Below are 22,747 nucleotides of genomic sequence, written 5' to 3'. Positions count from 1 at the left end.
TAGGGCAGTTGGGTGTGGGCAAGGGCGATAAGTTCATCCTCGCGGGCGGCCAGGAGGGCCTTGTCGAGTCCGGCGGCCGAACCTCATGCTGTTGGCGTGGACACCGACAGGACATGGGCGCGCGCCAGATGCCCGCTGGGTTCGTCGCACTCGGGCTCGGCAGCTTCGGAATCGGCCTGACCGAGTTCGTGATCGCGGGCCTGCTGCCCGAGGTGAGCCGCGGCTTGGGCCTCTCCGAGTCCGCAGCGGATGGCTCATTTTCGGGATACGCCCTGAGCGTCGCGATCGGCGCGATCCTGCTGACCGCCGCCACCACCCGCTTCCACCGCAAGGCCGTACTCGTCGGGTTGGTGACGTTGTTCGCCCTCGGTAACCTGCTGTCCGCCGCCGCGCCCACCTACGCCGTGGCACTGCTCGGCCGCGTCGTCGCCGCCCTGTGCCACGGCTCTTTCTTCGGCATCGGCTCGCTTGTCGCCCGCCGCATGGTTCCGCCGGAACGGGCTTCGCGTGCGGTCGCCGTCATGTTCGCCGGGCTGACGATCGCCAACGTGCTGGGCGTGCCGTTCGGCACTCTGGTCGGCGAACACTGGGGCTGGCGCGCCACGTTCTGGGCGATCACCGGAATTGGCCTCCTGGCCGTGGCCGCCCTCGTCGTGTGGGTCCCGTCCTGGGCGGGCACCGTGGACGATGCCCATCGGAAGGTAGGGCTGCGTCCGCAGCTACGCGTCTTCCGCTCCTGGCAGGTCTGGCTGACTCTCGCCGCCACCGCCCTCGGTTACGGCAGCATGTTCGGGGCCTTCAGCTACATCGCGTACACCTTCACCGAGGCCACCGGCTTCTCCAGCGCCGACATCGCCTGGCTGCTCGTCGTCTACGGCAGCGGCCTGGTGATCGGCAACCTCGCCGGGGGCCGGGCGGCCGACCGGAACCGCGACCGCACGCTGATCGTGTCCCTGGCGGGACTCGCCGCCACGCTCACAGCATTCAGGATGCTCGCTGAGGGGCAGGTCGCATCGGTGGTCCTGGTCTTCCTGACGGGCGTCTTCGGGTTCGCTGGTGTCCCCGGCATGCCTACCCGTGTCACGGACGCCGCTGGCGGCGCGCCGCTCGCTGCCATCGCCAACGTCTCGGCCTCCAACATCGGCAACGCCCTGGGCGCCTGGCTCGGCGGCCTCGCGATCAGTGCCGGCCTGGGCTACACGGCACCGCTGTACGTGGGCGCCGCGATCGTGGCGCTCGGCCTCGCTGTGATGGTGGTCACCGCGCTTTCCGGGCGCTCCGCTTCACATTTGTCGGCAGGCCCGGACCAGACGGCTGGTCACACCTGGACGACGGGCGCCAGCAGGCAGTCGGCGAGCGGGGTGCGCACCCAGGCGTACGTGAACGACACGCGGCTCCCACCGGTCGGCAGGGGTTCAATGGTGTAGGTGCCGTGGGCCAGGCGTCGGCCGGCCGCGCTGACATTCCGTTCGACAATGCGCCGCGGCTCATCGGCCTCGACGACCTCGATGGTGACCTCGGTCTTCGTGCCCCCCAGCGCGGCTGAGACCGTGGCACAGGATCCGATGCCGCGGGCAGGGCCGCTGTAGCGCCATCCGGTCAGGTAGTGGTTGGTGAATCGCTCGTGGTGAGCCATGACATCGAGGAAGTCGTAGACCTGTTCGGGCGTCTGCGGCACGTCGATCAGCACGGTGACAGACTTCATGTACCACACGGTACACAGAGCATGTACCCATCGGTACACTCGCGACGTGGTGAATACGGACGGCTCGCATCCTGAGGGCGAGGCCACGCCCAGCACCGACGGAGACCGGCGCTCTCAACTGGTGAACGCGGCCGTCGACCACGTCACGGCACACGGGCTCTCGGACCTGAGCCTGCGCGGCCTGGGCGCCGCGATCGGCGTCAGTCACCGCATGCTGATCCACTACTTCGGTTCCAAGGAACAGCTGCTCGTCGAGATTGTCCGGACGTCCGAGCAGCGCCAGCGCGATCTGCTGTCCCGGTTCCGTCTGGAACCCGGTTTCTCGCCCTCCGACGCCGCAAGGCTCCTCTGGCAGCAGCTGGCAGATCCTCGACTGGCCAGTCAGGAGCGGCTCTTCTTCGAAATCTACGGGCACGCGCTGCAGGGCCGCCCCGGGGCTGCCCCGGTCCTCGAAGGGCTCGTGAACAACTGGCTGGAGCCGCTCATAGCGGCCGAGGTCGCCGCAGGTGCGGACCCCGTCCTGGCCCGGAGCCGCGCCAGGCTGGGGCTCGCCACCGTCCGCGGTCTGCTGCTCGACCTGCTCGCCACCGGTGACCGCGCCGGGGTCGACGCGGCGATGGAGGAGTTCCTCCGGCTGTACTACGGCTCGAACTGACGAAGTCACCGGCCAGACCGAGCCGCTGGGCTCGCGCCCCGCAGGGGATCCGGTGGTACGTAGGCGTTGTACGTACCGAGCACGACGTAGGCCGTCCAAGTCCCCTTGGGCAACCTCACTGGATGGGGCTGCGTGCCACGGAGGCAGCCCGGTCCCACGGTTCATGACCGGACACGGCTCGGCATCGGTTAGAGGTGTCGTTCCGACGGGTGCGCACTCTCGCGACTGGAGATTGCTTCGGGCAACCCAGCGAAGCGTTGTCGCACCCTGCCCCGTCCGCTCATCTGCGAGAGCTCTACCATCATGTGGCGTTTCGTCGTCGGACGCCGATGCCTTCCTGGCCGTGTCCGCTGCCCAACGCCCACGACGTCCGCCGTACAGCGATGGAGTCGGGTATCGAGCAATCGAGGAAAGGTACGTTCATGCGCGCTCGGAGTATCGGCACGGCCGCCGCAACAGCACTGGCACTGGTGGCTGCCCGCGACCTCGTCCAGAAAAAGCACGCACTGCTGAGGAACTTCCCCGTGATCGGGCACGCCCGGTACCTATTGGAGACGATCGGGCCGGAACTGCGCCAGTACGTCGTGACGTCCAACGAGGAAGAGCGCCCGTTCAGCCGTGACCAGCGCACCTGGATCTACGCATCGGCGAAGGAAGAGAACAACTACTTCGGGTTCGGAACCGACGTAGACGTCGAGCACGTGCAAGGGCACGCGTACGTGAAGCAGCGGACGTTCGCCGGCACGCTGCCCGATCTGCGTGACCCACAGGCTCCGCTGCCCTCGGCCAAGGTCCTGGGCGGCCCGCGCGGGCGTGCCAAGGCGTTCCGGCCGGCGAGCGTCGTGAACATCTCGGCAATGAGCTTCGGATCGCTGTCCGGCGCGGCCGTCACGGCGCTCAACAAGGGCGCGGCGCTGGCCGGCGTGATGCAGAACACGGGCGAGGGCGGCCTCTCGCAGTACCACCGCAACGGCGGTGACCTCGTCCTCCAGATCGGAACGTCGTACTTCGGTTGCCGAAACGAGGACGGCACCTTCAGCCTCGACAAGCTCAAGGACGTGGTCGCAGGCGCCCCGGTCAAGGCGATAGAGATCAAGCTCTCCCAGGGCGCCAAGCCGGGGCTCGGGGGGATGCTCCCGGGAGCGAAGGTGACCCCGGAGATCGCCGAGATCCGAGGCATTCCGGCCGGCAAGGACTGCGCCTCCCCCTCTCGGCACACGGCGTTCCACGACGTCGACTCGATGCTCGACTTCGTGGAGCTGCTCGCTACCGAGACCGGTCTGCCGGTCGGGATCAAGAGCGCTGTGGGGGAAATGAGCTTCTGGCAGGAGCTGGCCACGCTGATGGCGCGTGGCGATCGCGGGGTCGACTTCGTGACCATCGACGGAGGCGAGGGCGGCACCGGCGCGGCTCCCCTGATCTTCACCGACTCGGTGTCGCTGCCGTTCCGGATGGGCTTCTCCCGCGTCTACAGCACCTTCGCCGACCGGGGTCTGACCGACGACCTCACCTTCATCGGCTCCGGCAAGCTCGGCCTGCCCGAGAACGCCGCCGTCGCCTTCGCCCTGGGTGTCGACATGATCAACGTCGCCCGTGAGGCAATGCTGTCCATCGGCTGCATCCAGGCGCAGAAATGTCACACCGACAAGTGCCCCACCGGCATAGCCACCCAGAACCCGTGGCTGGTGCGCGGCGTCGACGCACCCTCGAAGGCGACCCGGGCCGCTGTCTACCTGCGCACCCTGCGTAAGGAACTGCTGAAGGTCTCGGGAGCTGTCGGCGTCGCCCACCCGGCGCTCATCACCACCACCGACATCGAGATCATGAACGGCGACTACGACGCCCGCACCCTGGCCAACGTCTACGGCTACAAGGACGGCTGGGGCGAACTCGGCCCGGAGCTCGCCCAGGAGATCACCGCCCTGCTCGCCACCGAACCGACCCCTCTTCACGAGCCTGCCAGCTGACGGGTGACGAGTTGCCGCTGCCTGATCCGCACGTCGGGTGGTACGGGAGCGGTCGGCCCGACAACGGCCGCCTCGCCAGTCGTCTTCAGCGGGGTCGGCCTGCCCGCCACGACCGCACTGCGGAGGTGCGCCACTGACTTGCCGCGGTCACGGCCCGGTCGGTGTTTCTGGCTGCGCAAGGTGGTAGCCCAGAGGAGTTGCGACGTGCTCGACGGCCTGCCCCATCCGGCGGGTCTGAATCAGGCCGGCACGCCGTAGAACCGCGGCATGCCGGCTGGCTGCGGCGTTTGATACGCCGAGCAGGGAGGCCAGTTGCCGCCCGGTGACTCCTCCCGACATGACGATGCTCTCGAGTGCCTCCGCTCTGCTGGTGCCCAGTAGCGGTCGCAGGGCTGCCCGTTGGCCCGGTCCGATGCGCGGGGCAGGCCCTGCGGGGATCCGGACGGTCAGCTGATCGTCGGCGGGCTCGGCCAAGGTGACCCGCTTGCTCGTAGCCACCGCCTGGATGTGCAGGGACCCCTGGCCGAGTTCAAGGTCGGCGTCGAAGGCCGTCGGTAGTTCCAGGACACCGTGACGGAACCTGATTCCGTGTCCGAGATGTTGGAGCATGGCTGAGGCGCCGCTGCCCACGTAGATCTGGGAGAGGCCGGCGGCTCGGGTTGCGACCGCGGATCGGATGCCGGAGTGGTACGGCTCGATGGCGGTGGTGCGGAGGTGGTCGATGGCGTGGGTCAGGACGCTGTGCGCCTTCTCCTCGCCCTCGGCGAGGGCCTTGGTGAAGGGCGTGGGACTGCAGCGGGCGAATAGGTGGGAGAGGTGCAGGGGGCTGACGCCGTCAGCAAGATCGGGCGAAATGCTACGCGTGTAGAGCTGCGCCAGCGGGCCACCTTGGGGCCGCCCACTGCGGACGGCGTAAAGCCTCCCGGCTGCTGTCAGTTCGGCGCCGAAGTCCGGGAGGGTGCAGACACTGATGCTGCCTAGGCCTGCGGATCCGAGATGAATCCGAATCAAGGTTGGCTCCCTGTGCACTTGACGTTCCCATCAGGGCTTTTGCGCGTGCATGACGAAAGCTACCCGTGTCCGCCCGCAACCGAAACGATGCGTCACACCACGGCGCGACGCTAGGGGGAAGCGACCTCGCCACGGTGCGAAACGGCGGGCGAGAGCAGGACTGCCGGCCTGAGGAAAGCCACGACTCATCACCTTCGTCAGACCACACGGCGATCGCGGCCACTGTGCCGCGACGTCGTCACTCGATCAGGAGGAAGTCTCATGCACATGGGCAAGAAGCTGGCTGCGACCACGGCACTGCTCGGCGCCATCGCCACGGTCGGAGTGTTGGCCGCCACCCCGGCGAGCGCGGATGTGGGTATCCGGCTGAGTACCAGCCACAACGTAGGCGTGTACGCGGATTACAACGTCATCGACAACAACGACAAGGTCGCCAAGGACCTCTCTCCCGCGCAGCATGACGGGATCGACGTCGACTGCTACAGCCGCCTGGGGAAGGACCTGGGCCTCGGGAGGACTTGGTACCACACCATCGCCGAGTACCACAACGACCTCGGATTCTCTGAGTACATATACGGGTGGACCTACGCTCCCTATGTGGACAACAGCGCCGCCGTGAACAGTCTCCCCGACTGCCGCTACTAGTCTCTGCGGGGTTTGAGCAGGGCCGGGGACTGGCACGGTAGCTGTGCGCCGTGCCAGTCCCCGTCGCATCAGTCGATCGACTGCCTGAGGCGCTGAAGCCGTCGCTGATCTTCGTACACGCGAACAAACCTTCAACCGCCCGCTGCCGTCCGCCGACTGTGGGGCCCCGCAACTGCACGGGCGGGGCCCCCAGCACAGTTCGGCCGACTTGCGTTCTTCGCGAATTGCATGTCTCACCAGACAGTTTCGTTGCGGTTGGTGCCCGAAGGCGATGTGCGGAAGATCGCCCTTTCGGGGTGGAGGCAGCAGCCGACCGTTCCTGAAGCGTGATGCAGAAGCCTGGGCTGGGCAGGCGAGGCCGGGTTGTGTGGCCGTGTCGATCAGTGGCCAGGGCGCGGTCGGGGAGTGTGGCGACGGCTTGCCGCCGCCACACTCCCCGGGAGAGCTGCGGCGCGGGCTGCGGAGCTGGTGCTCTCCGGGGACGAGCACGCGGACGAGGAAATCAGGGCCTTCAACACGAGGACGGGCCACGACTACGTGGCTCTCGATTTCGCCGAGTACGACAGCAGCCGTGCCGTGGTCGACTACGCGTGGGAGGCCGCTCGCCCGGCTCGACCACGGATCGCGCACGTCACTGGGCGCGGTTCTCTGGACGAAGCCGCTTACCGGATGGTCCGCGCCCACATCGCCACTCTGCGCCGAACTCCGGATGGCGCACCGACGCGGGCGCCGTCGGTGCGGCTGGTGACCGGCAGGCTCACCCGGCACCCCACGAGCCTGACCGAGCAGGCAGGGTCGGCCTGAGGGAGGTCCTGGCCCGCTGCCCCGCTTGCCAGAGCGGCCTGAAAGCGCGCGCCCAAGTGCAGATGAGCGAGCGTGCTCAGGCCCAGGCGATTCAGTGGAAGGCGGTGACGTTCTCTGAAGCCCACTGCCGGAACGGCCGCGCCGGGGTTCCGGTGACCTGTGACACCGTGTCGAGCACCGTCAGCAGCGCCTCGTTGACGTCTCCGCCCGTGACGTCGAGTACCGCGTCTGCGGCCTCTGCCCCGAAGACCGCGGCCATCTGTGCGTGGGCCTGCCGACGGCTGATCTCGGCGAAGGGCACCTCCCGGCCCAGCGCTGCCGCGATGGCCTGCACCTGCTGGCGGGCGCTCACCGGCTCTGGTCCGGTCAAGGCATACGTGCGCCCCTGGTGACCGGGCTCGGTCAGCGCCACCCGTGCCACCGACGCGATGTCCGCGGGGTGGATGGTAGGCAGTGCGGTCTCCGCGTACGGCGCGCGGACGGTTTCGTGCTCACGGATGGGAGCCGCCCACATCAGGGCGTTCGAGGCGAACTGCGTCGGCCGCAGGATCGTCCAGGCCATGCCGCTGGCCTTGAGCAACCGCTCCACCGCCAGGTTCTCGCCGGCGGGGCCCAGATGCGGGTGGGTCTGGACGGTAATCGACGACACCAGCACGACGTGCTCTACACCCGCCTGCCGGGCGGCTTCGAGGATGTCGGCGTCAGATCCCAGACGCGACACGAGAAACAGCGAGCGCACCCCCTCCAGCGCGGGCCGCAACGACGCCGGCTCCGCGAAGTCGCCCTCCACAGCCTCGACCCCTTCGGGGAAGGTGGCTTGTGCAGCGTTGCGGGTGAGCCCTCTCAGCGGCCCGGCACCGCATACGTGCAGTTCCTTCAGCAGTGCGCTGCCTATGTTTCCGGTGGCTCCGGTCACGAGGATCATGAGCGCGTTCTCCCTTTGTCAGATGGTCAACTGGAAGACACGTTAAAAGCTCAATCATGCTTCAGGTCAAGGAGATCCCTGGCCCTTCTTGCCGCTGGGCACGTTCCGGCACGTACACCGGCGCCTTGCCCGAGCACGACAGCCGACATGCGAACAGGTAGCAGGTGAACACCTCACCGCACCGTCGGCGCACAGCACCGCGTCCGCCAGCTCGAACCACGCGTCGCGCCGAGCGGTCAGACACTCGTAGAACTCGCCCCGGAAGCATGGCGCTTCCGCGAACGCTTCCCTCCGGACAGCATCTGGCCAGCAGACTCGCCGTCACCGCCTTCGCCTTGGTCACGTACACCTTGGCCGGAGCACGGATCGGACGAAGCCGCCCCCACGGCCGGCGAATCCCCGGCTGAGCGACTCGGTACGAGACGCCGTTCGAGGCCGGAAGGAAGAGAACGAGCTCAGACTGTGTCTGGCACCTGAACCAGCCTGTTTCCCTCGGACAGGGGCCCGTCGGTCAGGGCTGCCCGGCGTGCGAACCAGCGTCAGATGGCAGTGCGGCCACCGTCGACGGCAATGGTCGCGCCGGTGATGTAGCCGGCCTTCGACGAGGCGAGGAAAGCGACGACCTCGGCGATCTCGGCAGGCTCGGCCGCGCGCTTCATCGCTGTGGTTTCGGCGAGCGCGTCGAACAGTTCGCGGTCCGCGTCCCGGGTGTGTACCGGGCCTGGGGCAACGGTGTTGAAGCGGACGCCACGACCGCTGTACTCGGCTGTCCAGCTCCGCGTCAGTGATGCCAGCGCGGCCTTGGTCGCGCCGTACGCGGCAGCGTTGGCCAAGCCGAGGCTGCCGGCCATGCTGCCGATGTTGATCACGCTGCCCGAACCCTTCGCTGCCATCGCCGGGGCGAAGGCGGCCACGAGGAAGAACGGCGCGCGGACGTTACCGGCGAACATCGCGTCGTAGTCGGAGACCTTCATGTCCTCGGTCGGTGCCCAGACGGCAGTCCCGGCGTTGTTGACCAGGACGTCGATCTCGCCGACCTCCGCCGCGAGCCGGTCGATGCCGGCCGGGTCCTGCAGTTCCGCCGCGACGAATCGGCCGTGGCCGCCGACTGCGGTGATCTCGTCGATGGTCTCGGCGCCGCGCTGGGCGTTGCGGCCGACCACGACGACGGACATGCCGTCGGCGGCCAGCCGTTTGGCAACCGCCCGGCCGATGCCGGACGTGGCCCCGGTAACCAGGGCGGTGAGGGGATGCGGGGCGAGGTTTGCACGCGCTGCGGACATGGGGAGCACCTTTCGGCTGGCCGGGGCAGACGCCCGGCAGGCGGGTGAACCACGATGCGCGGCCCCCCGGGTTCTACCCCTCCACTGTCCCTGCCACCGCAGGCTCCGGCACTTGCGGCTACTGCATCTCGGGGCGCCGCGCAGTCGCAGGTTCCCGGCCCGTTCTCGCCCGCCGGAAGGAACCATCCACGGCGGCAAACAGTGTGCCGAGTCGGCCGTGCCGTCCGTCCTGCGCCCCGGGCGTGGTCGCTCCGCAGCAGCAGGGGTGGTCGAGGCCGAGGGAGGAGATCCGAGTGAGGACGTGGAGCGTGACCAGGCGTTTCAGTTTGGCTCGGACGCCTTCGGTGTTCTTCGGGAGCAGTTCGCGGTCGCGGGCCCGGAAGCGGGCCGGGTGCCTCGTCGAGAACCGCGAAGATGCCCGATGCGCGGGTAGTTCGGTTGTTCGGGCAGGTCTGGCGCGGCGGCCCGGGTGGGGATCCCGTCGGCGAGGGCGGCTACGGGCTCCCGGTGACGAGCGTGGGCCCGAGGCCGTTGACAAAGGGATCAGGGCCTACCGACCATAGAACCCACACCAGGGCTGACAACGTTGTCGTACGAACACCGGGAGCGACGTGACCCAGTTGAATCGCAGGCGTTTCCTGTCCAGTGGGATTGCCGCCGCCGGTGGTGGTGTTCTCGGCGCGCTCGGGCTGTCCGGCGTCGCCGACGCAGCGCCGGGCGGCACCGCAGGCACCCAAGGCGCCCGCCTCCTCCACATCGACGGCCACGAGATCACCAGCGGCTGGACCTTCACGGCGGCCGACGGGACGACACCGCCCGGAAACCAGGTGGCCAGCGCTCAGCGCATCACCGGCCTGAAGCCGGCTGTCGTGCCGGGCACGCCGCTCACGAGCATGATCGCCAACGGCGAGTACCCCGATCCGCTGTACGGCCACAACGTGACCGACACGGTCCCGGACACCCTCAAGGACACCGACTACTGGTACCGGGTCGCGTTCCCCGTGCCGCGGCTGATCCCCGGCCAGCGGTTCTGGCTGCAGTTCGACGGCATCAACTACCTCGGCACCATCTGGCTCAACGGCACCCACGTGGGCACGGTGGAGGGCGCGTTCACACGGGGCGTCTTCGACGTCACGGACATCATCGCGAAGGCAAGCGGCACGGCTCACCTCGCGGTACTGATCGGCAAACTGGACTACGTCGACCCACCGTCGCTGCCGAGCTACGCCAGCGGCGTGACTCGCGGCGGACACAACGGTGGCAAGACCGGGATCACCTTGAAGAACGGGCCGACGTTCTTCTGCGCGGCGGGCTGGGACTGGCTGCCCACCATCCCCGACCGGGACCTGGGCATCTGGCAGCCGGTCACCTGGTCCACGACGGGGCAGATCCGGCTGACCGACGTGCACGTCGATCCGACGCTCTCCGCCGATCTGAGCACGGCCGACATCGCGATTGACCTCACCCTCGACAGCGCCTTCAGCTCTTCCCGGTCCGTGGTGGTCAGGGGTGTCCTCGACGGCCGCGAGTTCGCCCGGACCGTCACCGTGCCGGCCGGCGCATCCACGGTGACGGTGACCTCGAAGGACATCGCCTGCCTGCGGCTGAACCGCCCGAAGCTGTGGTGGCCGAACGGATACGGCGATCCCCACCGCTACCGGCTCTCCATCGGCGTCGAGTCCGGCGGCCAGGTCCACGACGAGCGGACGGTGGACTTCGGCGTTCGGCGGATCGAGTACACCAAGCCGATCCAGTCACAGTCCGGCACACCGGTGGACTGCCTGGCGATCGCCGTCAACAACCAGCCGATCCTGGTGATGGGCGGCAACTGGGGCCTGGACGAGGCGCTCAAGCGGATTCCGCGGGAACGGCTCCGCGAGCAGGTGCGGTTGCACAGCGAAGCCAACCTCAACCTGATCCGGAACTGGAACGGCCAGAGCAGCACCGAGGACTTCTACGAGGCGTGCGACGAGTTCGCCATCCTCGTCTGGCAGGACTTCTTCTGCTCGACCGAAGGTCCTCCGCCGGCGAACGTCACCCGCGACCTGGACAATATCCGGGACTGCATCGTGCGGTTCCGCAACCACCCGTCGATCCTGTTGTGGTGCGGCGGCAACGAGGGCCCGCCGCCGCAGCAGCTCATCGACGGCCTGGACGCGCTGGTCGCCGAGCTGGACCCCAAGCGCGCCTCGCTGACCAGTTCGGCCGGCGATACCGGCAAGAACCCCATCGGCGGCTACAGTTCGGGCGGGCCGTACCACTGGGTCACCCCCAGCACCCACTTCGACCTCAACGACGGCACGCACTGGCCACCGTTCCACAACGAGGTCGGCTCGTACTCGATCCCGACCCTCGAGTTCATCAAGAAGATGATTCCCGAGGCGTCGTGGGAACACCCGGACGACTTCTGGGCCGACCGGGACGTCAACGGCAACGGTGGCAACGGCGGCGGCGCGGGTTACCTCCAGATCACCGCGAAGCGCTACGGCGAACTGCAGAATCTCCCCGACTTCGCCCGCAAGTCCCAGCTGATGAACTACGAGTGCATCAAGGCGATCTACGAGGCGCACGCCGCGAACATGGAGAGCGCCGCGCCGGGCAAACCGTACCCGCGCACCGGCGTCATCATGTGGATGACCAATCCCGCGCAGCCCAGTTTCGTCTGGCAGATGTACACCCATGACCTTGAGGCGCACTCGTCGTTCTACGCGGTCCAGCACGCCTGCCGGCGGGTCAACGTGATCCTCAACAGCCGGACGTACGACGTGGTGGTGGCCAATCACACCCGAGCGGACGTGCGGGGCACCGTCGCCGTCACGCTCTACGACCTGGACGGAAAGGCGTTCAGCAACACTTCCTGGCGCGTCGGCGGAGCAGCGGCGTCCGACCACACCGTGATCGGCAACATCGCCACGCGGCTGAACGGCGCACCCTCCGATGTCGCCTTCGTCCGGCTCTCGTTCAACGATGCGCACGGCGCCGAACTGGTCCATAACTTCTACTGGATCGAGAACCCGACCCGGGCCGCGGGATTCTTGAGCCTGGACGATGTGGCCCCGGCCGCCGTCTCCGTCGCGGCCGACGTGAAGCACGGGAGGGGCAACATCGAGCTGACGGTGGAGGTCGAGAACATCGGCAAGGGCGTGGCACTGATGGTGCACCTGCAGGTGTACGACACCCGGACCGGCGAACGTATCCTGCCGGCGACCTTCGACGACAACTACCTGAACCTGGTGGGCGGCGAGTCGCGCACTGCCAGGGTTCAGCTGGACACCGATCAGGTCCGCAACCACAAGGACATCGGTGTGCGGATCGACGGCTGGAAGATGGACCAGCGGACCTCCCGGCTGCGGGGACACGGCGTGGCTGTCACCTTCAACCAGGCGGCGTTGTCGACCCGTCCGCCGACGAAGACCTTCGGCGGGTGACCGGAACGCACGGGTGTGGCCGACCGCGGCCGGCCATACCCGTCGTCCGGGTCTCTACCGCTCCACCTTCACCCACGGTTTGACCCCGAGCTTTCCGGTGGTTCCGAGGTCGAGCTCCGGGGTCACCATCACCGGCTCGGCACCGGCCTTCACCCGGACCCGCACATAGGGCACGTTCACGGGTGTACCGGACCCGGTGGTGTTGCGCCACACCAGGCCGGCGGTGGCCGACTCACCGGGCCTGATCGTGACGGGCCGGGGCTGCACGTCGGGCCCGGCGCCGGTGGTGATCTCGCCGCTGCCGTCGAGGATCTCGACGCCGTCGACGGCCTTGCGGTCGTCGTCCAGGAGTTCCAGCAGCGGATAGCCCTCGACGGTGTAGCTGTGGGTGCCGCAGTTGTCGAGGTGCAGGCCGACGACGCGCAGTCCCATGGCCGCGTCGCCCGCGTCGGCGCTGACCCGGATCCCGGAGTCGGGGCATGTTCCCTGCCGGGCGGGCGCCTCGCCCGCGGGGACCTTGGTCACGTCGAGCACCTTGGCCTGCGCTACCCGCGGCGCGGCGGACGGCAGTTCCCCGGCCCGGACCGTACCCCGCACGGTCTTCCCGGGGCCGACGTCGCGCACGGTCACGGTCTGGTTGGTCACGGCCCCGCCGTCACTGCTCATGAAGGTGAAGACGACCGAGTAGGTCAGTGTCTCGGCGCCCTTGTTGGTGACCTCGTAGGCCGCCATGACCCCCGAGTCCGTGGCGAGGCTGTCGGCGGAGACGGAGTTACTGCGGGTGGGCGAGGGGGAAGGCGACGGGAGGGTCAGCGAGGTGACCCGCACGCCGTCCTTGCCAGGATCGTCGATCTGCGTGCGGGACGGCGGTACGGCTCCGCTCGCGACGGTGTTCCGGCCCGCGTGTTCCGCCCCGCAGGCCGTGAGCAGAGCGATCGCGGCGAAAGCCACCAGGAAGGGCCCGGTCGCGGCGAGGGCCGGGCGGAGTGGGGCGGGTCTGCTCATCCCGTCATCCCATCAGGGCGTCGGCCCTGCGCCCGTGACGGAGGCCACAGTTCGAGTCACAGCGGTGTCACAAGTGGCGGAGCGGGAGGCGCCGAACTGAGGGGCGTGGCCGGGGAGGTGACGGGAACAGTTGGACTCGCCGGGCAACTGACAGCATTCTGATGCGTTATGCCGAGTAGCGACGAGCCATCCCCTCAGCCCATGGCCTCGAAGATCCGTCTGCTTTCCGTGGTCATGGTCACGTGCCTCGGGCTCCCTGGGGTACCTGCGTTCACGCTCATCCGGGTCTGGCCGGCGGCACCGGACCAGATGGCCCTGGTGGTGACAGCGATTGCGACGTGCTGCATCGTGGCTACGCAATTCAGCCTTCATCGGCTGCGCCGGTATGTCGACGCCGCATCTGGCGCTGGCGGAGTTGTGGGCGGCAACGCACGCCCGGCTGGAGCTCTACCACAGGATCGCCACCGGCCAGGCGAAGCAGTCGTTCCGGAACTCGCAGATGGCGATGGTCATCGGATTCGCACTGCTCGTCGCCTTCGTCATTGTGGCGCTGAAGGCAAGCACGACGACGGGCGGCATCGTTGCGGGTGGACTCGGTGCCGTCTCGGCTGCGCTCGCGAGGTACGTGAGCCGTACCTTCGTCCGCTCCCAGGAGGCGGCTGCCGCACACCTGCGATCGTACTTCGATCAACCGCTGGAGCTGTCCCGGTATCTTGCTGCGGAACGTCTGATCGCCAACGGCAACCTGGGCGACGAGCAGCGCGCAGAGATCTTGATGACGGTCGTTCAGGCCATGGTCGCCGGCCCTCCACGACCGGCGCCGGACACTCCGAGCGTTCCGGCGCACGCTGCACCCTGATCCGGTACCGGATCAGGGTGCAGCGTGCGCGGCTGATCCCGCGCTCGTGTCTGAACACTGTCGTGGTCCAGGCGCCTCGCTCGGTCAGCAAGAGGCGTTCGACGCACCGATCCACTGGGTGGCCCCGGTGACACGGCCCCGGCGCCTCCTCCGCCCACCGCCGAGAAGACCGGGACACGTCGTCAACTGCCGGACGTGGCCAGCCACTCGTCGATCCGCCCCGGGTGGTCCGTGGTCACGGCGTCCGCTCCGATCTCGACCCAGCGGAGCAGGTGGGCGCGTTCCCCGGTGGGCCAGGCATCCACCTGGATGCCGGTCTCGTGACAACGGTCCACGAGGTCCCGGGTGAGTTCGGGCTTCAGCTCCGGGCACACCCAGGTGGCCTTGAGTTCCAGCGCGTCCTTGATCATTTCAGTGCCCGGGTGGTGGGTGATCAGGCCACGGGGGACGTGCGGCAGCCATCGGGCGGCCTCTTCCACCGCGGTCTTGCTGAAGGAGGTCAGCACTACCGACCCGGGCAGCGGGGTACGGCGCTCCCGCTCGGCAAGGGCCTGTACCGCCTCCAGGGCCTTGATCTCGATCTGGACGACGTCCCCGCAGACTTCCATGGCCTCGTCGAAGGTGGGTATGCGCTCTCCCTCCCCGGCGTCCAATGCCTGGAGGTCGGCGAGAGTGAAGTCGGCGACGAGGCCGGTGCCGTCGGTCGTACGGTCCACGGCCTTGTCGTGGATGACGACGAGGTGGCTGTCAGAGGTGAGTCGGATGTCGAGTTCGATGCCGTCGGCGCCGAGAGCGAGAGCCCGCCGGAAGGACCGCAGGGTGTTCTCCGGCTCTTCGGTCCGGGCTCCACGGTGTGCGTACACCACGGGACGCCTCACGGGGTGGTTCACAAGTGCTCCTCGATCATGGGGCCGTAACGGTTGACGCCCTTGCGCAGCTGGTCGGCGACCTCCGCGAAGGCCTGCTGTGCGGAGGTGTTCGCCGACCATATGCGCTGCAGAGCTGTGTAGATACGCACGTTCGCATTCGGAATCATCATGCGCACCTGGTCGCAGGGGCGGGTGAGGTCCAACTGCCTGACGGCCGTGGCGAAGGCCGGGTCGTTCTTCATCAGTTTGACGAGGGTGGGTTCCTTGACCGCCGCCGACACCACGGGCAGGTAACCGGTCTCGATGGCCCACCGCGCGGCGTTCTCCGGGCGGGCCAGGAAGCGCACGAACTGGGCTGCGGCTTCCTTGCGTTCCCGTGGCACGCGCTTGAATATGCCCAGGCCGCCACCGCCCGTGTTGACCGCGAACTTCTCCTTCTTCGGCAGGAAACCGGTGCCCAGCTCCCAGCCGTTCGCCTTCGCCATCTCGTTGATCTTCTTCAGGGCGCCGGTGGAGGTGACGAGCGTGGCGATCAGCTGGTTGCCCATGTCGGCGGTGGGCTCGGTCGCCATGTAAGCGATCTTGTCCCTGAAGATCAGCTTTCGCTGCCACTCGCCCGCCGCCACGGCGCCGCCCTCGTCGATGGTGACGTCCAGGCCCTTGGAGTACGCCCCACCCCACTGCCAGGCACTGCACTGGAACTGCCAGTCCCCGTCGACTTTCTGGTATCCCTCCAGAGCTACCCGCTTGCCGCCCACGCTCTGCCGGGTGATGTGGCGCGACCAGTCGTAGAGCTCGTCGTAGCTCTCCGGGGGGCGTACCGGCACGCCGGCCTTCTTGAAGAGGGTCTTGTTGTAGTAGAAGAGCGGCGTCGAGCGGGCCAGCGGCAGCCACCAGGTGTGCCCCTTGCGGACGCCCTCGCTCAGCAGCCGCGGATTGTAGGTCCGCTCCAGCTCACCCCGTGCGAAGTAGCTGTCCCAAGGTTCCAGGGCGTCGCCGAAGTAGAACTTGTACCACTTCACGTCGGACAGCACGCACAAGTCCGGGGCCTGGGCGCCGAGCAGACTGATGACCGCCTTCTGGGCGCATTCGTCGTAAGTGCCCTGGAACTGCACCTCCACGTACACGTCCCGCTGCTCGCGGTTGAAGGCGTCGACGAGATTCTGCAGGGCCGGTCCCACCGGATCTGCGAACGTCGACCAGAGCACCACCCGGGTGCGCCCCCGGAACGCATCAGGTACCGAGCCACCGCCGGGCTGTGCGACGGGCCCCGTGGTCTGACCGCAGGCGCTCAGCGTCGCGGCCAGTCCCAGCCCCGCGCCCGCCCCGAGCATCCTGCGCCTGTCGAGCACGGGGCCCGTGACCTCCCGCAGCGCAGTTCGCGTCATTTTCCGGCTCCCTGGGTCAGCCCGGCGATGATGTACCGCTGGGCGAAGAAGAACATGACGAGGACCGGCACGACCACCATGACGGCGCCGGCAAGGATCGCTCCCCAGTTGGCGAAGGTCTCGGTGTTCTTGAGGAAGAGCAGACCGATGGGCAGGGTCCGCATGTCCGTGCTGCTGGTGACGATCAGAGGCCAGATGAAGTCGTTCCACTTGCCGACCATGACGACCAGGGCGACGGTGATCACCATCGGGCGCGACATCGGCAGCACCACGCGGAAGAGGATGCGCAGGTGTCCCGCCCCGTCGATCTTCGCCGCGTCCGTGATCTCCTGGGGCAGTGTCAGCATGTGCTGGCGCAGCAGGAAGGTGCCGAAGACCGAGCCGAGGCCCGGCGCTATCAGGCCCGCATAGGAGTTGACCCAGCCGAGCTGGGCGATGGTCAGAAAGTTCGGCAGCAGCGTGACGTGGCCGGGCACCATCATCGCGCCCAGCAGGAACAGGAACAGGACCTTCTTGCCAGGGAACGGCAGGAACACGAATGCGTAGGCGCACAGCAGCGCGGCGGTCAACTCGATCGCGGTGCCGATCACGGACACGATCAGGGAGTTGAGGAAGAACCGGCCGAACGGTGCGGCGCGCCAGGCGTCGGAGAAGTTGGACCAGTGCAGGTCGGTGGGGATCCAGTGCGGGGGGTAGCTGTAGATCTGCGGGTTGGTCTTCAGCGCCGAGGAGATCAGCCAGTACAGCGGGCCGCCCGCGATGACGGCGACCAGGACGAGCAGCGCGTACAGACCGAAGCGCTGGGCGCGGCGGACACCTGAGCGGCTGCCCGTGGCGACCGGGCGGGCGTCCGGCAGGGAGTTGGCGGCTGTCACTGGTAGTGCACCTTTCGCTGGAGGAAGCGCGCCTGGAATCCAGTGATCAGCAGCAGCACCACAAACATGATCATTGCGGCGGCGGAGGCACGGCCCGCGTCGAACGTGCGGAAGCCCTGGTCGTAGATGAACCAGCTGAGGATCGAGGTGGAGGTGCCGGGGCCGCCGTTGGTCATCATGGCGATCACATCGAACGCCTGGAAGGTGCTGATGGTGCAGGTCACCAGGAGGAAGAAGGTGACGGGCGAGAGCAGCGGCAGGATGATGCGGCGCAGCCGCGTCCACGCTCCGGCGCCGTCCAGGGCCGCTGCCTCGAACACGTCCCTGGGCAGGCCCTGCAGACCGGCGAGGTAGACCACGGCGACGAAGCCGGTGTTCTTCCAGAGGTAGACCACGACGAGACCGAACAGTGCCCACCTGGAGTCGGTCATCATCGCCGGCGCGGCCAGGCCGAGGGGTGCGAGCAAGGGGCGTATCAGTCCGTAGTTGGGATCGAAGACGAACAGCCACAGAGTGCCGACGGCGGCTCCGGAGAGCACGTACGGAGCGAAGGCCAGCGTCCGCACGACGTCCCGCCCGCGCAGCCGCTGGTTGAGCAACAGGGCGGTGGCGAGCCCGAGTACGAGTCCGCCCGCGACGATTCCGACGACGAACAGCACGGTCGTCCACAGGCTGCCGCGGAAGTCGGGGTCGGCGAACAGCGACGTGTAGTTGTCCAGGCCGATCATGTGCCACGACGAGGAAACCATGTCCCAGTCGGTGAGGCTCAGATAGGCGTTGTAGATCACCGGCCAGTAGGCGAAGACCAGCAGGAAGAGAAAGTTCGGGGCGGCGAAGGCGGCGAACAGCAGGTACTCGCGCCGCCGGCGCCGTGCGGGGGTCCGGGGCCCTGCCTCGCCGGCAGTCGCCGGACTTGGCGGGACAGCTCTGCCGTCCTGCATCAAGTCGGTCGTCAAGACAGCGTTGTCCTTCCGGCGAACCGTACTGCGCCTCCGGCGGCGCGGTATCGGCCCTAGGAATACCAACAAAGTGAACGAGAAGAGAACACCTCTGCGTGTTACGAATTGGCAGCCAGGACGCCGGACGGTCCCCGCGTGATACCTGTCGTTCCGCCGTGACCGGGGGTTTCCCTGGACATCAGGGGGCGGCGTCCGTCTTACATCTGTCGTGTGATGACAGCCGGAAAGCGCGACGTATCGACCGGGCCGACCGGGCCGACCGGGCCGACCGGGCCGACCGGGCCGAACCAGATGTACGGTGCCGCTGGAGCCTGCGGCACCGCGTGACCAGAGCACCGGTTCCCTGGTCACGCGCTCCACGAAGTGCCGGCGGATCCCCGTCTGCACCTCTGCTCTGCGAGGCCGGGCGGCAACGTGGACGAGGGGTGTCCAGGCGGGCGACGGGGCGAGTAGTCCGGTGCGCCGCCCTCCTGGTCCTCAACGCCGGTACGTCATCCCGGTGACGTACAGCGGCGCCGGAATGGACGATCGCCCGGCATGACGGCTCATCGCACCCGGGGTCTCATCCGTACAGCTCGGCGTGCGTGGGATCCGTGGTTCAGCCGGTTGTTGCAGTGGCGTGATCCAGCATGTCGATCGTGGTGTCGGCCGCCTCGATGACTACCGGATCGTGTGTGGCGACGACGGTGACGCAGCCGTGCTGGTGTGTGGTGCGTGCGATGAGGCCGGTCAGGTCGCCGGCGCGGGTTCGGTCGACGGCGGCTGTCGGCTCGTCGACGAGGAGGAGTTCGGGCCGGGTCAGTAGCGCGCGGGCCAGCGCGACACGTTGGCGTTCACCGCCGGACAGCTGGTCGGGGCGGTGCCGAAGTCGGTGTGCGAGTCCGACGTCGGCAAGCAGTTCACGGGCCTGGTCGCGTACGGCGCGGGGTCTGCCACCGGCAAGGGAGGCGGCGGCGAGCAGTTGTTCCTCGGCGGTGAGGCCGGCGAGGAGATTGCCGCTCTGGAACATGTAGCCGATGCGAGTCCGGCGGGTGCGGGCGCGTTCACGGTCGGTGAGGGACGCCAGGTCGGTCTCGCCCAGCAGGACCTGCCCCTCATCCGGGCGGAGCAGGGCGCCTGCGACGGCGAGGAGGGTGGACTTGCCGGAGCCGGAGGGACCGACGAGGGCGGTGAGGGCGCCCGGTTGGAAGGTCGTGGTCAGTCCGTGCAGGGCGGTGGTGCGGGACTCGCCGCTGCCGAGAGTGACGGTGATGTCATTGAGGCGGAGGGTCATCGTGCGGCTCCCAGCATGGTCATCGGGTCGACGGTGGTGACGCGGCGCAGGGTGAGGGCGGAGCCTGCGAGACCGATCAGGGTCACAGCGGCCATGGTGGTGGCGAGGGTGGTGACGGGGAGGCTGAAGGGCACCTGCTCGCCGACGAACAGGCCTACGGCGGAGGCGAGCGCGCCCCCGACGGCTGCACCGGCAGCGACGACCACAGCGGCCTGCGCGAGGGTGTGCCCGAGGAGGCGGCGGCGGGACGCGCCCATGGCACGCAGCAGGGCGAGCTCGGGGGTGCGCTGGACGGTCCAGACGGCGAAGAAGGCTCCGACGACCAGCGGGGCGATGAGGAAGAGGAAGGTCTGGATGGAGGTCATCGTCAGGCGCTCGCCCTCGTAGCCGGGGGCTGCAGCGAAGGCGTCCTGGAGCGGGACGGTTGTCGTGCGGTGGCGGCGGTCCGCGGCGGCGAGGGTCTTCTCGCCGAATCCTGCGGGGAGCTCGAGTGCCATCGCGCTGTACTGACGTGGGAGGTCGTCCGGGCGCGCGTCGGTGCCGGGCGTGGTGAAGCGGATCCGGCGCCAGGTGTCGGTGGAGACGTAGGCGGCGGGGACGTGTCCGTAGGAGGAGCGGCCGATGATGCCGATGACGTTCAGACGAATACCGAGCCGGTCGACAGTGAGAGTGTCACCGATGTGGACGCCGTCAGTCACCAGCCGGCGGGAGACCACGATGCCGTGCGGTTCGGCCGACTCCAGGGATTTGCCTTCGTCGGCACCGGGGTCGGTGAATGCGCCGGGCTCGACACCGAACGCGGCGAGGTCCACCTCGACGCCGCGGTCGGTGGTGCCGCGCGTGATGGCGACGCCGAGCGGGGTGGCCGCGGCGCCTTCCTCCCGATTCCAGCCGACGGCGGACTGCTCGTCGATCAGGCCGCGGGCGAACTGGTCGGAATCGGAACCGGCGGCGAAGGCGATGTGGGTGGCGGGCAGTCTGCGCAGGGCGGAGACGGTGTCGTCACCGAGGCCGGTGGTGAAGCCGGAGACGATACCGACGAGCGCGGCGACGAGGACGACGACGCTACCCATCAGCAGGAATCGGCCACGGGCCGCTTTGAGTTCCAGCAAGGCGAGGAACACGGCGCTCCTTCCAAAGATAGGGACAAGGCGTCCCCAAAATAGAAGATGGCGACGCGGCGTCCCTAAGTGGGGTGGCTACTACACTGGTCGCGTGCCCAAGATCCACGCTGCGTCGGTCGCCGATCACCGTGCCCAACAGCGTGCTGCTCTGCTCGACGCGGCGCGGGAGCTGCTCGCCGAGGGCGACGCTTCCAAGGTGACGTTCGCGGAGGTCGCCCGCCGCACCGGCCTGGCCCGCAACAGCGTCTACAAATACTTCTCCGACCGCCGTGAGCTGCTGACCGAGGTGGTCCGACAGGCCGCTCCGCGCTGGACCGAACGCATTCACGCCGCCCTCGCCGCCGCCGGTGACTCACCCGCGGAGCGGGTTGCCGCCTACGTCACCGCGCAGTTGGAGATGGTCCGCGACGGCGAGCACCGCATCGCCCGCGCCAGTGCCGGCGCGCAGGACGCAGCAGCCTTGCGTGAGGGCGCGGACGCGGCACACCGCGCGCTGCTCGATCCGCTCGTGGATGCCCTGCGTGACCTGGGTGACGACGCCCCCCTCAGAACAGCACGCCTGTTGCAGGGATTCGTCAACGCCGCGACCACGGCGCTGGAGGCGGGCGACGACTACGACGCGGTGACGGACCGGGCGGTGCGGCTGGTTGTCGCCGCCCTCGGAGGTCTCACGGCCGACCTGCCGTCCCGATAGAGCCGCCCGTGCCGGGCCCACCACGGGCATGGCGCCGATCGTGCGGATCGTCGCGGTCGGCGCTGGTGGCGTCCTGCTCCGCGGGGGTTTCCCGGTGGGTGAGCTGGATGATCGGGCAGCTGGCGTCGGCGCCACGTTCGTGGCCGGGGCGCTGGTGAGCTCGCCGACCAGGCGGCACTCCGATACGGACACCCGGCTCGGTACGGCAGGGCTTGCGCAGGCTGCCCTCGAGCGCGGGGCCGGTCAGGAAGAACCGGCACCCGCGCTCGCCGTAGGAGCCGCGCGCAGAGCCCTCCGGCTCACGAGGGGCCGACGTCGCGGCCACTCCCCCGTCGATGGCACGCGGCAACTCCCGGTTGCACCATGCCCCTGACGGGTCGGCTTTCCGGACCCGGGTCGAGGGGGCGGATCAGCGCAGTCCGGCGAAGAGATCGTTCTCGGGGACGGCCGCGCCGGTGGCGTCCTGGACACGTACGAAGGTCTCCATGCCCATCAACTCACCGAACCTCTCCTTGCCCATCTTGAGGAAGAAGATGTTCTCGCCCTGACTGGCATGTGCGGCCAGCGCATCGAACTTCTGACCGCTGAACGCGGTGGTGTCCACCCATGTGGTGATCTCATCGTCGGGGAGGCCGATCTCGGCCATCGCGGCGGCCTCGGCAGGATCCGGCTCCGGCATGTCCTCATGAAACTCGTGCATGGTCTCCCCGAACCTCTGCATCATCGAGCGGGGCATCGTCGTCCAGTACACCTTCGGGGTCAGCGCGGTCATCTCCAGCGCTGCCATCGTGATGCGGTGGGCCTGGATGTGGTCGGGGTGGCCGTAGAAGCCGTTCTCGTCGTAGGTGACGACCACATCGGGCCGGTAGTGCCGCATGAGCTCCGCCAGTCGGGCAGCGCCTTCCTCCACGGGGGTCTGCCAGAAGGATCCGGGGGCGTCGTTGCTCGGCCAGCCCACCATCCCGGAGTCGGCATAGTCCAGCATCTCCAGATCGCTGACCTTCAGGACGTCACAGCTCGCCTTGAGTTCTTGACGGCGCATCAAGGCGACGGCCGCCGGATCGTGCCCGGGATCGCCCGGCTTGGCGCCCTCCGTTCCGTCACCGCAACCGCCGTCGGTACACGTCACCAGAACCGTGCGGATCCCTTCCGCCGCGTACCGCGCGAGGACCCCTCCGGTTCCGGTGGCTTCGTCGTCGGGGTGGGCGTGTACTGCCATGAGCGTCAAGGGCCGGTCGGTCATGAAACAGTCCTCCTGCAGAAATACGGCTTGGTACG

At 68.3% G+C, this 22,747-nt stretch carries 19 protein-coding genes and 1 pseudogene; 8 read left to right on the top strand and 12 right to left on the bottom strand.

All coding sequences use genetic code 11. The features are described from left to right. Window positions 1-128: 128 nt before the first annotated feature. Window positions 129-1,427, top strand: a complete 1,299-nt coding sequence (locus tag NBY69_RS29910) for an MFS transporter (protein ID WP_250305049.1) — start codon at window positions 129-131, stop codon at window positions 1,425-1,427. On the opposite strand, the pseudogene NBY69_RS29905 reads toward NBY69_RS29910, so the two are convergent. Continuing rightward, window positions 1,325-1,705 (bottom strand): annotated as a pseudogene (locus NBY69_RS29905) (SRPBCC family protein); the annotation flags it as partial. The gene NBY69_RS29910 and the pseudogene NBY69_RS29905 sit on opposite strands and share 103 nt — an antisense overlap. Before the next feature lie 46 nt (window positions 1,706-1,751). Between NBY69_RS29905 and NBY69_RS29900 the strand changes: the two are divergent. Both NBY69_RS29900 and NBY69_RS29895 read left to right on the top strand, forming a co-directional pair. Then, window positions 1,752-2,360: a TetR/AcrR family transcriptional regulator gene (locus NBY69_RS29900; RefSeq protein WP_250305023.1), complete on the top strand. Its 609-nt coding sequence runs from the start codon at window positions 1,752-1,754 to the stop codon at window positions 2,358-2,360. A gap of 422 nt (window positions 2,361-2,782) precedes the next feature. Then, on the top strand, window positions 2,783-4,327 hold the full coding sequence (locus tag NBY69_RS29895) for an FMN-binding glutamate synthase family protein (protein WP_250305022.1): 1,545 nt from the start codon (window positions 2,783-2,785) through the stop codon (window positions 4,325-4,327). A 147-nt stretch (window positions 4,328-4,474) separates the two neighbouring features. On the opposite strand, the gene NBY69_RS29890 is transcribed toward NBY69_RS29895, so the two are convergent. Then, entirely contained in the window at window positions 4,475-5,338 is an 864-nt protein-coding gene (locus NBY69_RS29890) for a helix-turn-helix transcriptional regulator (protein ID WP_250305021.1), read from the bottom strand. A gap of 267 nt (window positions 5,339-5,605) precedes the next feature. Here NBY69_RS29890 and NBY69_RS29885 point away from each other — a divergent pair, with 267 nt between their 5' ends. Both NBY69_RS29885 and NBY69_RS29880 read left to right on the top strand, forming a co-directional pair. Then, window positions 5,606-5,983 (top strand): hypothetical protein, encoded by a 378-nt coding sequence (locus NBY69_RS29885; protein ID WP_250305020.1) that lies wholly within the window; start codon window positions 5,606-5,608, stop codon window positions 5,981-5,983. A gap of 405 nt (window positions 5,984-6,388) precedes the next feature. Then, window positions 6,389-6,787 (top strand): hypothetical protein, encoded by a 399-nt coding sequence (locus NBY69_RS29880; RefSeq protein ID WP_250305019.1) that lies wholly within the window; start codon window positions 6,389-6,391, stop codon window positions 6,785-6,787. A 91-nt stretch (window positions 6,788-6,878) separates the two neighbouring features. On the opposite strand, the gene NBY69_RS29875 is transcribed toward NBY69_RS29880, so the two are convergent. Both NBY69_RS29875 and NBY69_RS29870 read right to left on the bottom strand, forming a co-directional pair. Then, complete coding sequence (locus tag NBY69_RS29875) at window positions 6,879-7,712, bottom strand: NAD(P)H-binding protein (protein WP_250305018.1); 834 nt, start codon at window positions 7,710-7,712, stop codon at window positions 6,879-6,881. A gap of 539 nt (window positions 7,713-8,251) precedes the next feature. Further along, complete coding sequence (locus tag NBY69_RS29870; RefSeq protein ID WP_250305017.1) at window positions 8,252-8,995, bottom strand: SDR family NAD(P)-dependent oxidoreductase; 744 nt, start codon at window positions 8,993-8,995, stop codon at window positions 8,252-8,254. 611 nt (window positions 8,996-9,606) lie between these two features. Between NBY69_RS29870 and NBY69_RS29865 the strand changes: the two genes are divergently transcribed. Then, entirely contained in the window at window positions 9,607-12,423 is a 2,817-nt protein-coding gene (locus tag NBY69_RS29865; protein WP_250305016.1) for a glycosyl hydrolase 2 galactose-binding domain-containing protein, read from the top strand. A gap of 54 nt (window positions 12,424-12,477) precedes the next feature. On the opposite strand, the gene NBY69_RS29860 is transcribed toward NBY69_RS29865, so the two are convergent. Further along, entirely contained in the window at window positions 12,478-13,428 is a 951-nt protein-coding gene (locus NBY69_RS29860) for a DUF4232 domain-containing protein (RefSeq protein WP_250305015.1), read from the bottom strand. A gap of 331 nt (window positions 13,429-13,759) precedes the next feature. On the opposite strand from NBY69_RS29860, the gene NBY69_RS29855 reads away from it, so the two are divergent. Then, window positions 13,760-14,287 (top strand): TRADD-N-associated membrane domain-containing protein, encoded by a 528-nt coding sequence (locus NBY69_RS29855; protein ID WP_250305014.1) that lies wholly within the window; start codon window positions 13,760-13,762, stop codon window positions 14,285-14,287. Window positions 14,288-14,469: 182 nt separating this feature from the next. On the opposite strand, the gene NBY69_RS29850 is transcribed toward NBY69_RS29855, so the two are convergent. The 6 genes from NBY69_RS29850 to NBY69_RS29825 all read right to left on the bottom strand — a co-directional run bounded on the left by NBY69_RS29850 (window position 14,470) and on the right by NBY69_RS29825 (window position 20,775). Next, window positions 14,470-15,177, bottom strand: a complete 708-nt coding sequence (locus tag NBY69_RS29850; RefSeq protein WP_250305013.1) for a glycerophosphodiester phosphodiesterase — start codon at window positions 15,175-15,177, stop codon at window positions 14,470-14,472. After that, on the bottom strand, window positions 15,174-16,544 hold the full coding sequence (locus NBY69_RS29845) for an ABC transporter substrate-binding protein (RefSeq protein ID WP_250305012.1): 1,371 nt from the start codon (window positions 16,542-16,544) through the stop codon (window positions 15,174-15,176). Before NBY69_RS29845 ends, NBY69_RS29850 begins: the two co-directional genes overlap by 4 nt. Next, complete coding sequence (locus NBY69_RS29840) at window positions 16,541-17,419, bottom strand: carbohydrate ABC transporter permease (protein ID WP_250305011.1); 879 nt, start codon at window positions 17,417-17,419, stop codon at window positions 16,541-16,543. Before NBY69_RS29840 ends, NBY69_RS29845 begins: the two co-directional genes overlap by 4 nt. Then, window positions 17,416-18,375 (bottom strand): carbohydrate ABC transporter permease, encoded by a 960-nt coding sequence (locus tag NBY69_RS29835; RefSeq protein WP_250305010.1) that lies wholly within the window; start codon window positions 18,373-18,375, stop codon window positions 17,416-17,418. Before NBY69_RS29835 ends, NBY69_RS29840 begins: the two co-directional genes overlap by 4 nt. A gap of 601 nt (window positions 18,376-18,976) precedes the next feature. Next, complete coding sequence (locus NBY69_RS29830; RefSeq protein ID WP_250305009.1) at window positions 18,977-19,651, bottom strand: ABC transporter ATP-binding protein; 675 nt, start codon at window positions 19,649-19,651, stop codon at window positions 18,977-18,979. Next, a complete protein-coding gene (locus tag NBY69_RS29825; protein ID WP_250305008.1) occupies window positions 19,648-20,775 on the bottom strand; it encodes an ABC transporter permease in 1,128 nt (375 codons plus the stop codon). The genes NBY69_RS29830 and NBY69_RS29825 overlap by 4 nt, the downstream gene beginning before the upstream one ends. 91 nt (window positions 20,776-20,866) lie before the next feature. Between NBY69_RS29825 and NBY69_RS29820 the strand changes: the two genes are divergently transcribed. Then, window positions 20,867-21,469 (top strand): TetR/AcrR family transcriptional regulator, encoded by a 603-nt coding sequence (locus NBY69_RS29820; RefSeq protein WP_250305007.1) that lies wholly within the window; start codon window positions 20,867-20,869, stop codon window positions 21,467-21,469. A 409-nt stretch (window positions 21,470-21,878) separates the two neighbouring features. Here NBY69_RS29820 and NBY69_RS29815 read toward each other — a convergent pair whose 3' ends face one another. Then, window positions 21,879-22,712, bottom strand: a complete 834-nt coding sequence (locus NBY69_RS29815) for a PIG-L family deacetylase (RefSeq protein WP_250305006.1) — start codon at window positions 22,710-22,712, stop codon at window positions 21,879-21,881. Between the last annotated feature and the right edge of the window lie 35 nt (window positions 22,713-22,747).

The sequence above is a fragment of the Streptomyces sp. A 4/2 genome, assembly GCF_940670765.1.
In the GTDB taxonomy this organism is placed as follows: Bacteria; Actinomycetota; Actinomycetes; order Streptomycetales; family Streptomycetaceae; genus Streptomyces.
Note: the sequence above shows the minus strand (reverse complement) of the source record. Positions and strands in the feature narration are given on the sequence as shown.

Coding starts and splice junctions, on each gene's coding strand:
- NBY69_RS29910 (WP_250305049.1), top strand. CDS start 129: ATGCCCGCTGGGTTCGTCGCACTCGGGCTCGGCAGCTTCGGAATCGGC.
- NBY69_RS29845 (WP_250305012.1), bottom strand. CDS start 16,544: ATGACGCGAACTGCGCTGCGGGAGGTCACGGGCCCCGTGCTCGACAGG.
- NBY69_RS29875 (WP_250305018.1), bottom strand. CDS start 7,712: ATGATCCTCGTGACCGGAGCCACCGGAAACATAGGCAGCGCACTGCTG.
- NBY69_RS29830 (WP_250305009.1), bottom strand. CDS start 19,651: ATGACCCTCCGCCTCAATGACATCACCGTCACTCTCGGCAGCGGCGAG.
- NBY69_RS29895 (WP_250305022.1), top strand. CDS start 2,783: ATGCGCGCTCGGAGTATCGGCACGGCCGCCGCAACAGCACTGGCACTG.
- NBY69_RS29815 (WP_250305006.1), bottom strand. CDS start 22,712: ATGACCGACCGGCCCTTGACGCTCATGGCAGTACACGCCCACCCCGAC.
- NBY69_RS29860 (WP_250305015.1), bottom strand. CDS start 13,428: ATGAGCAGACCCGCCCCACTCCGCCCGGCCCTCGCCGCGACCGGGCCC.
- NBY69_RS29885 (WP_250305020.1), top strand. CDS start 5,606: ATGGGCAAGAAGCTGGCTGCGACCACGGCACTGCTCGGCGCCATCGCC.
- NBY69_RS29870 (WP_250305017.1), bottom strand. CDS start 8,995: ATGTCCGCAGCGCGTGCAAACCTCGCCCCGCATCCCCTCACCGCCCTG.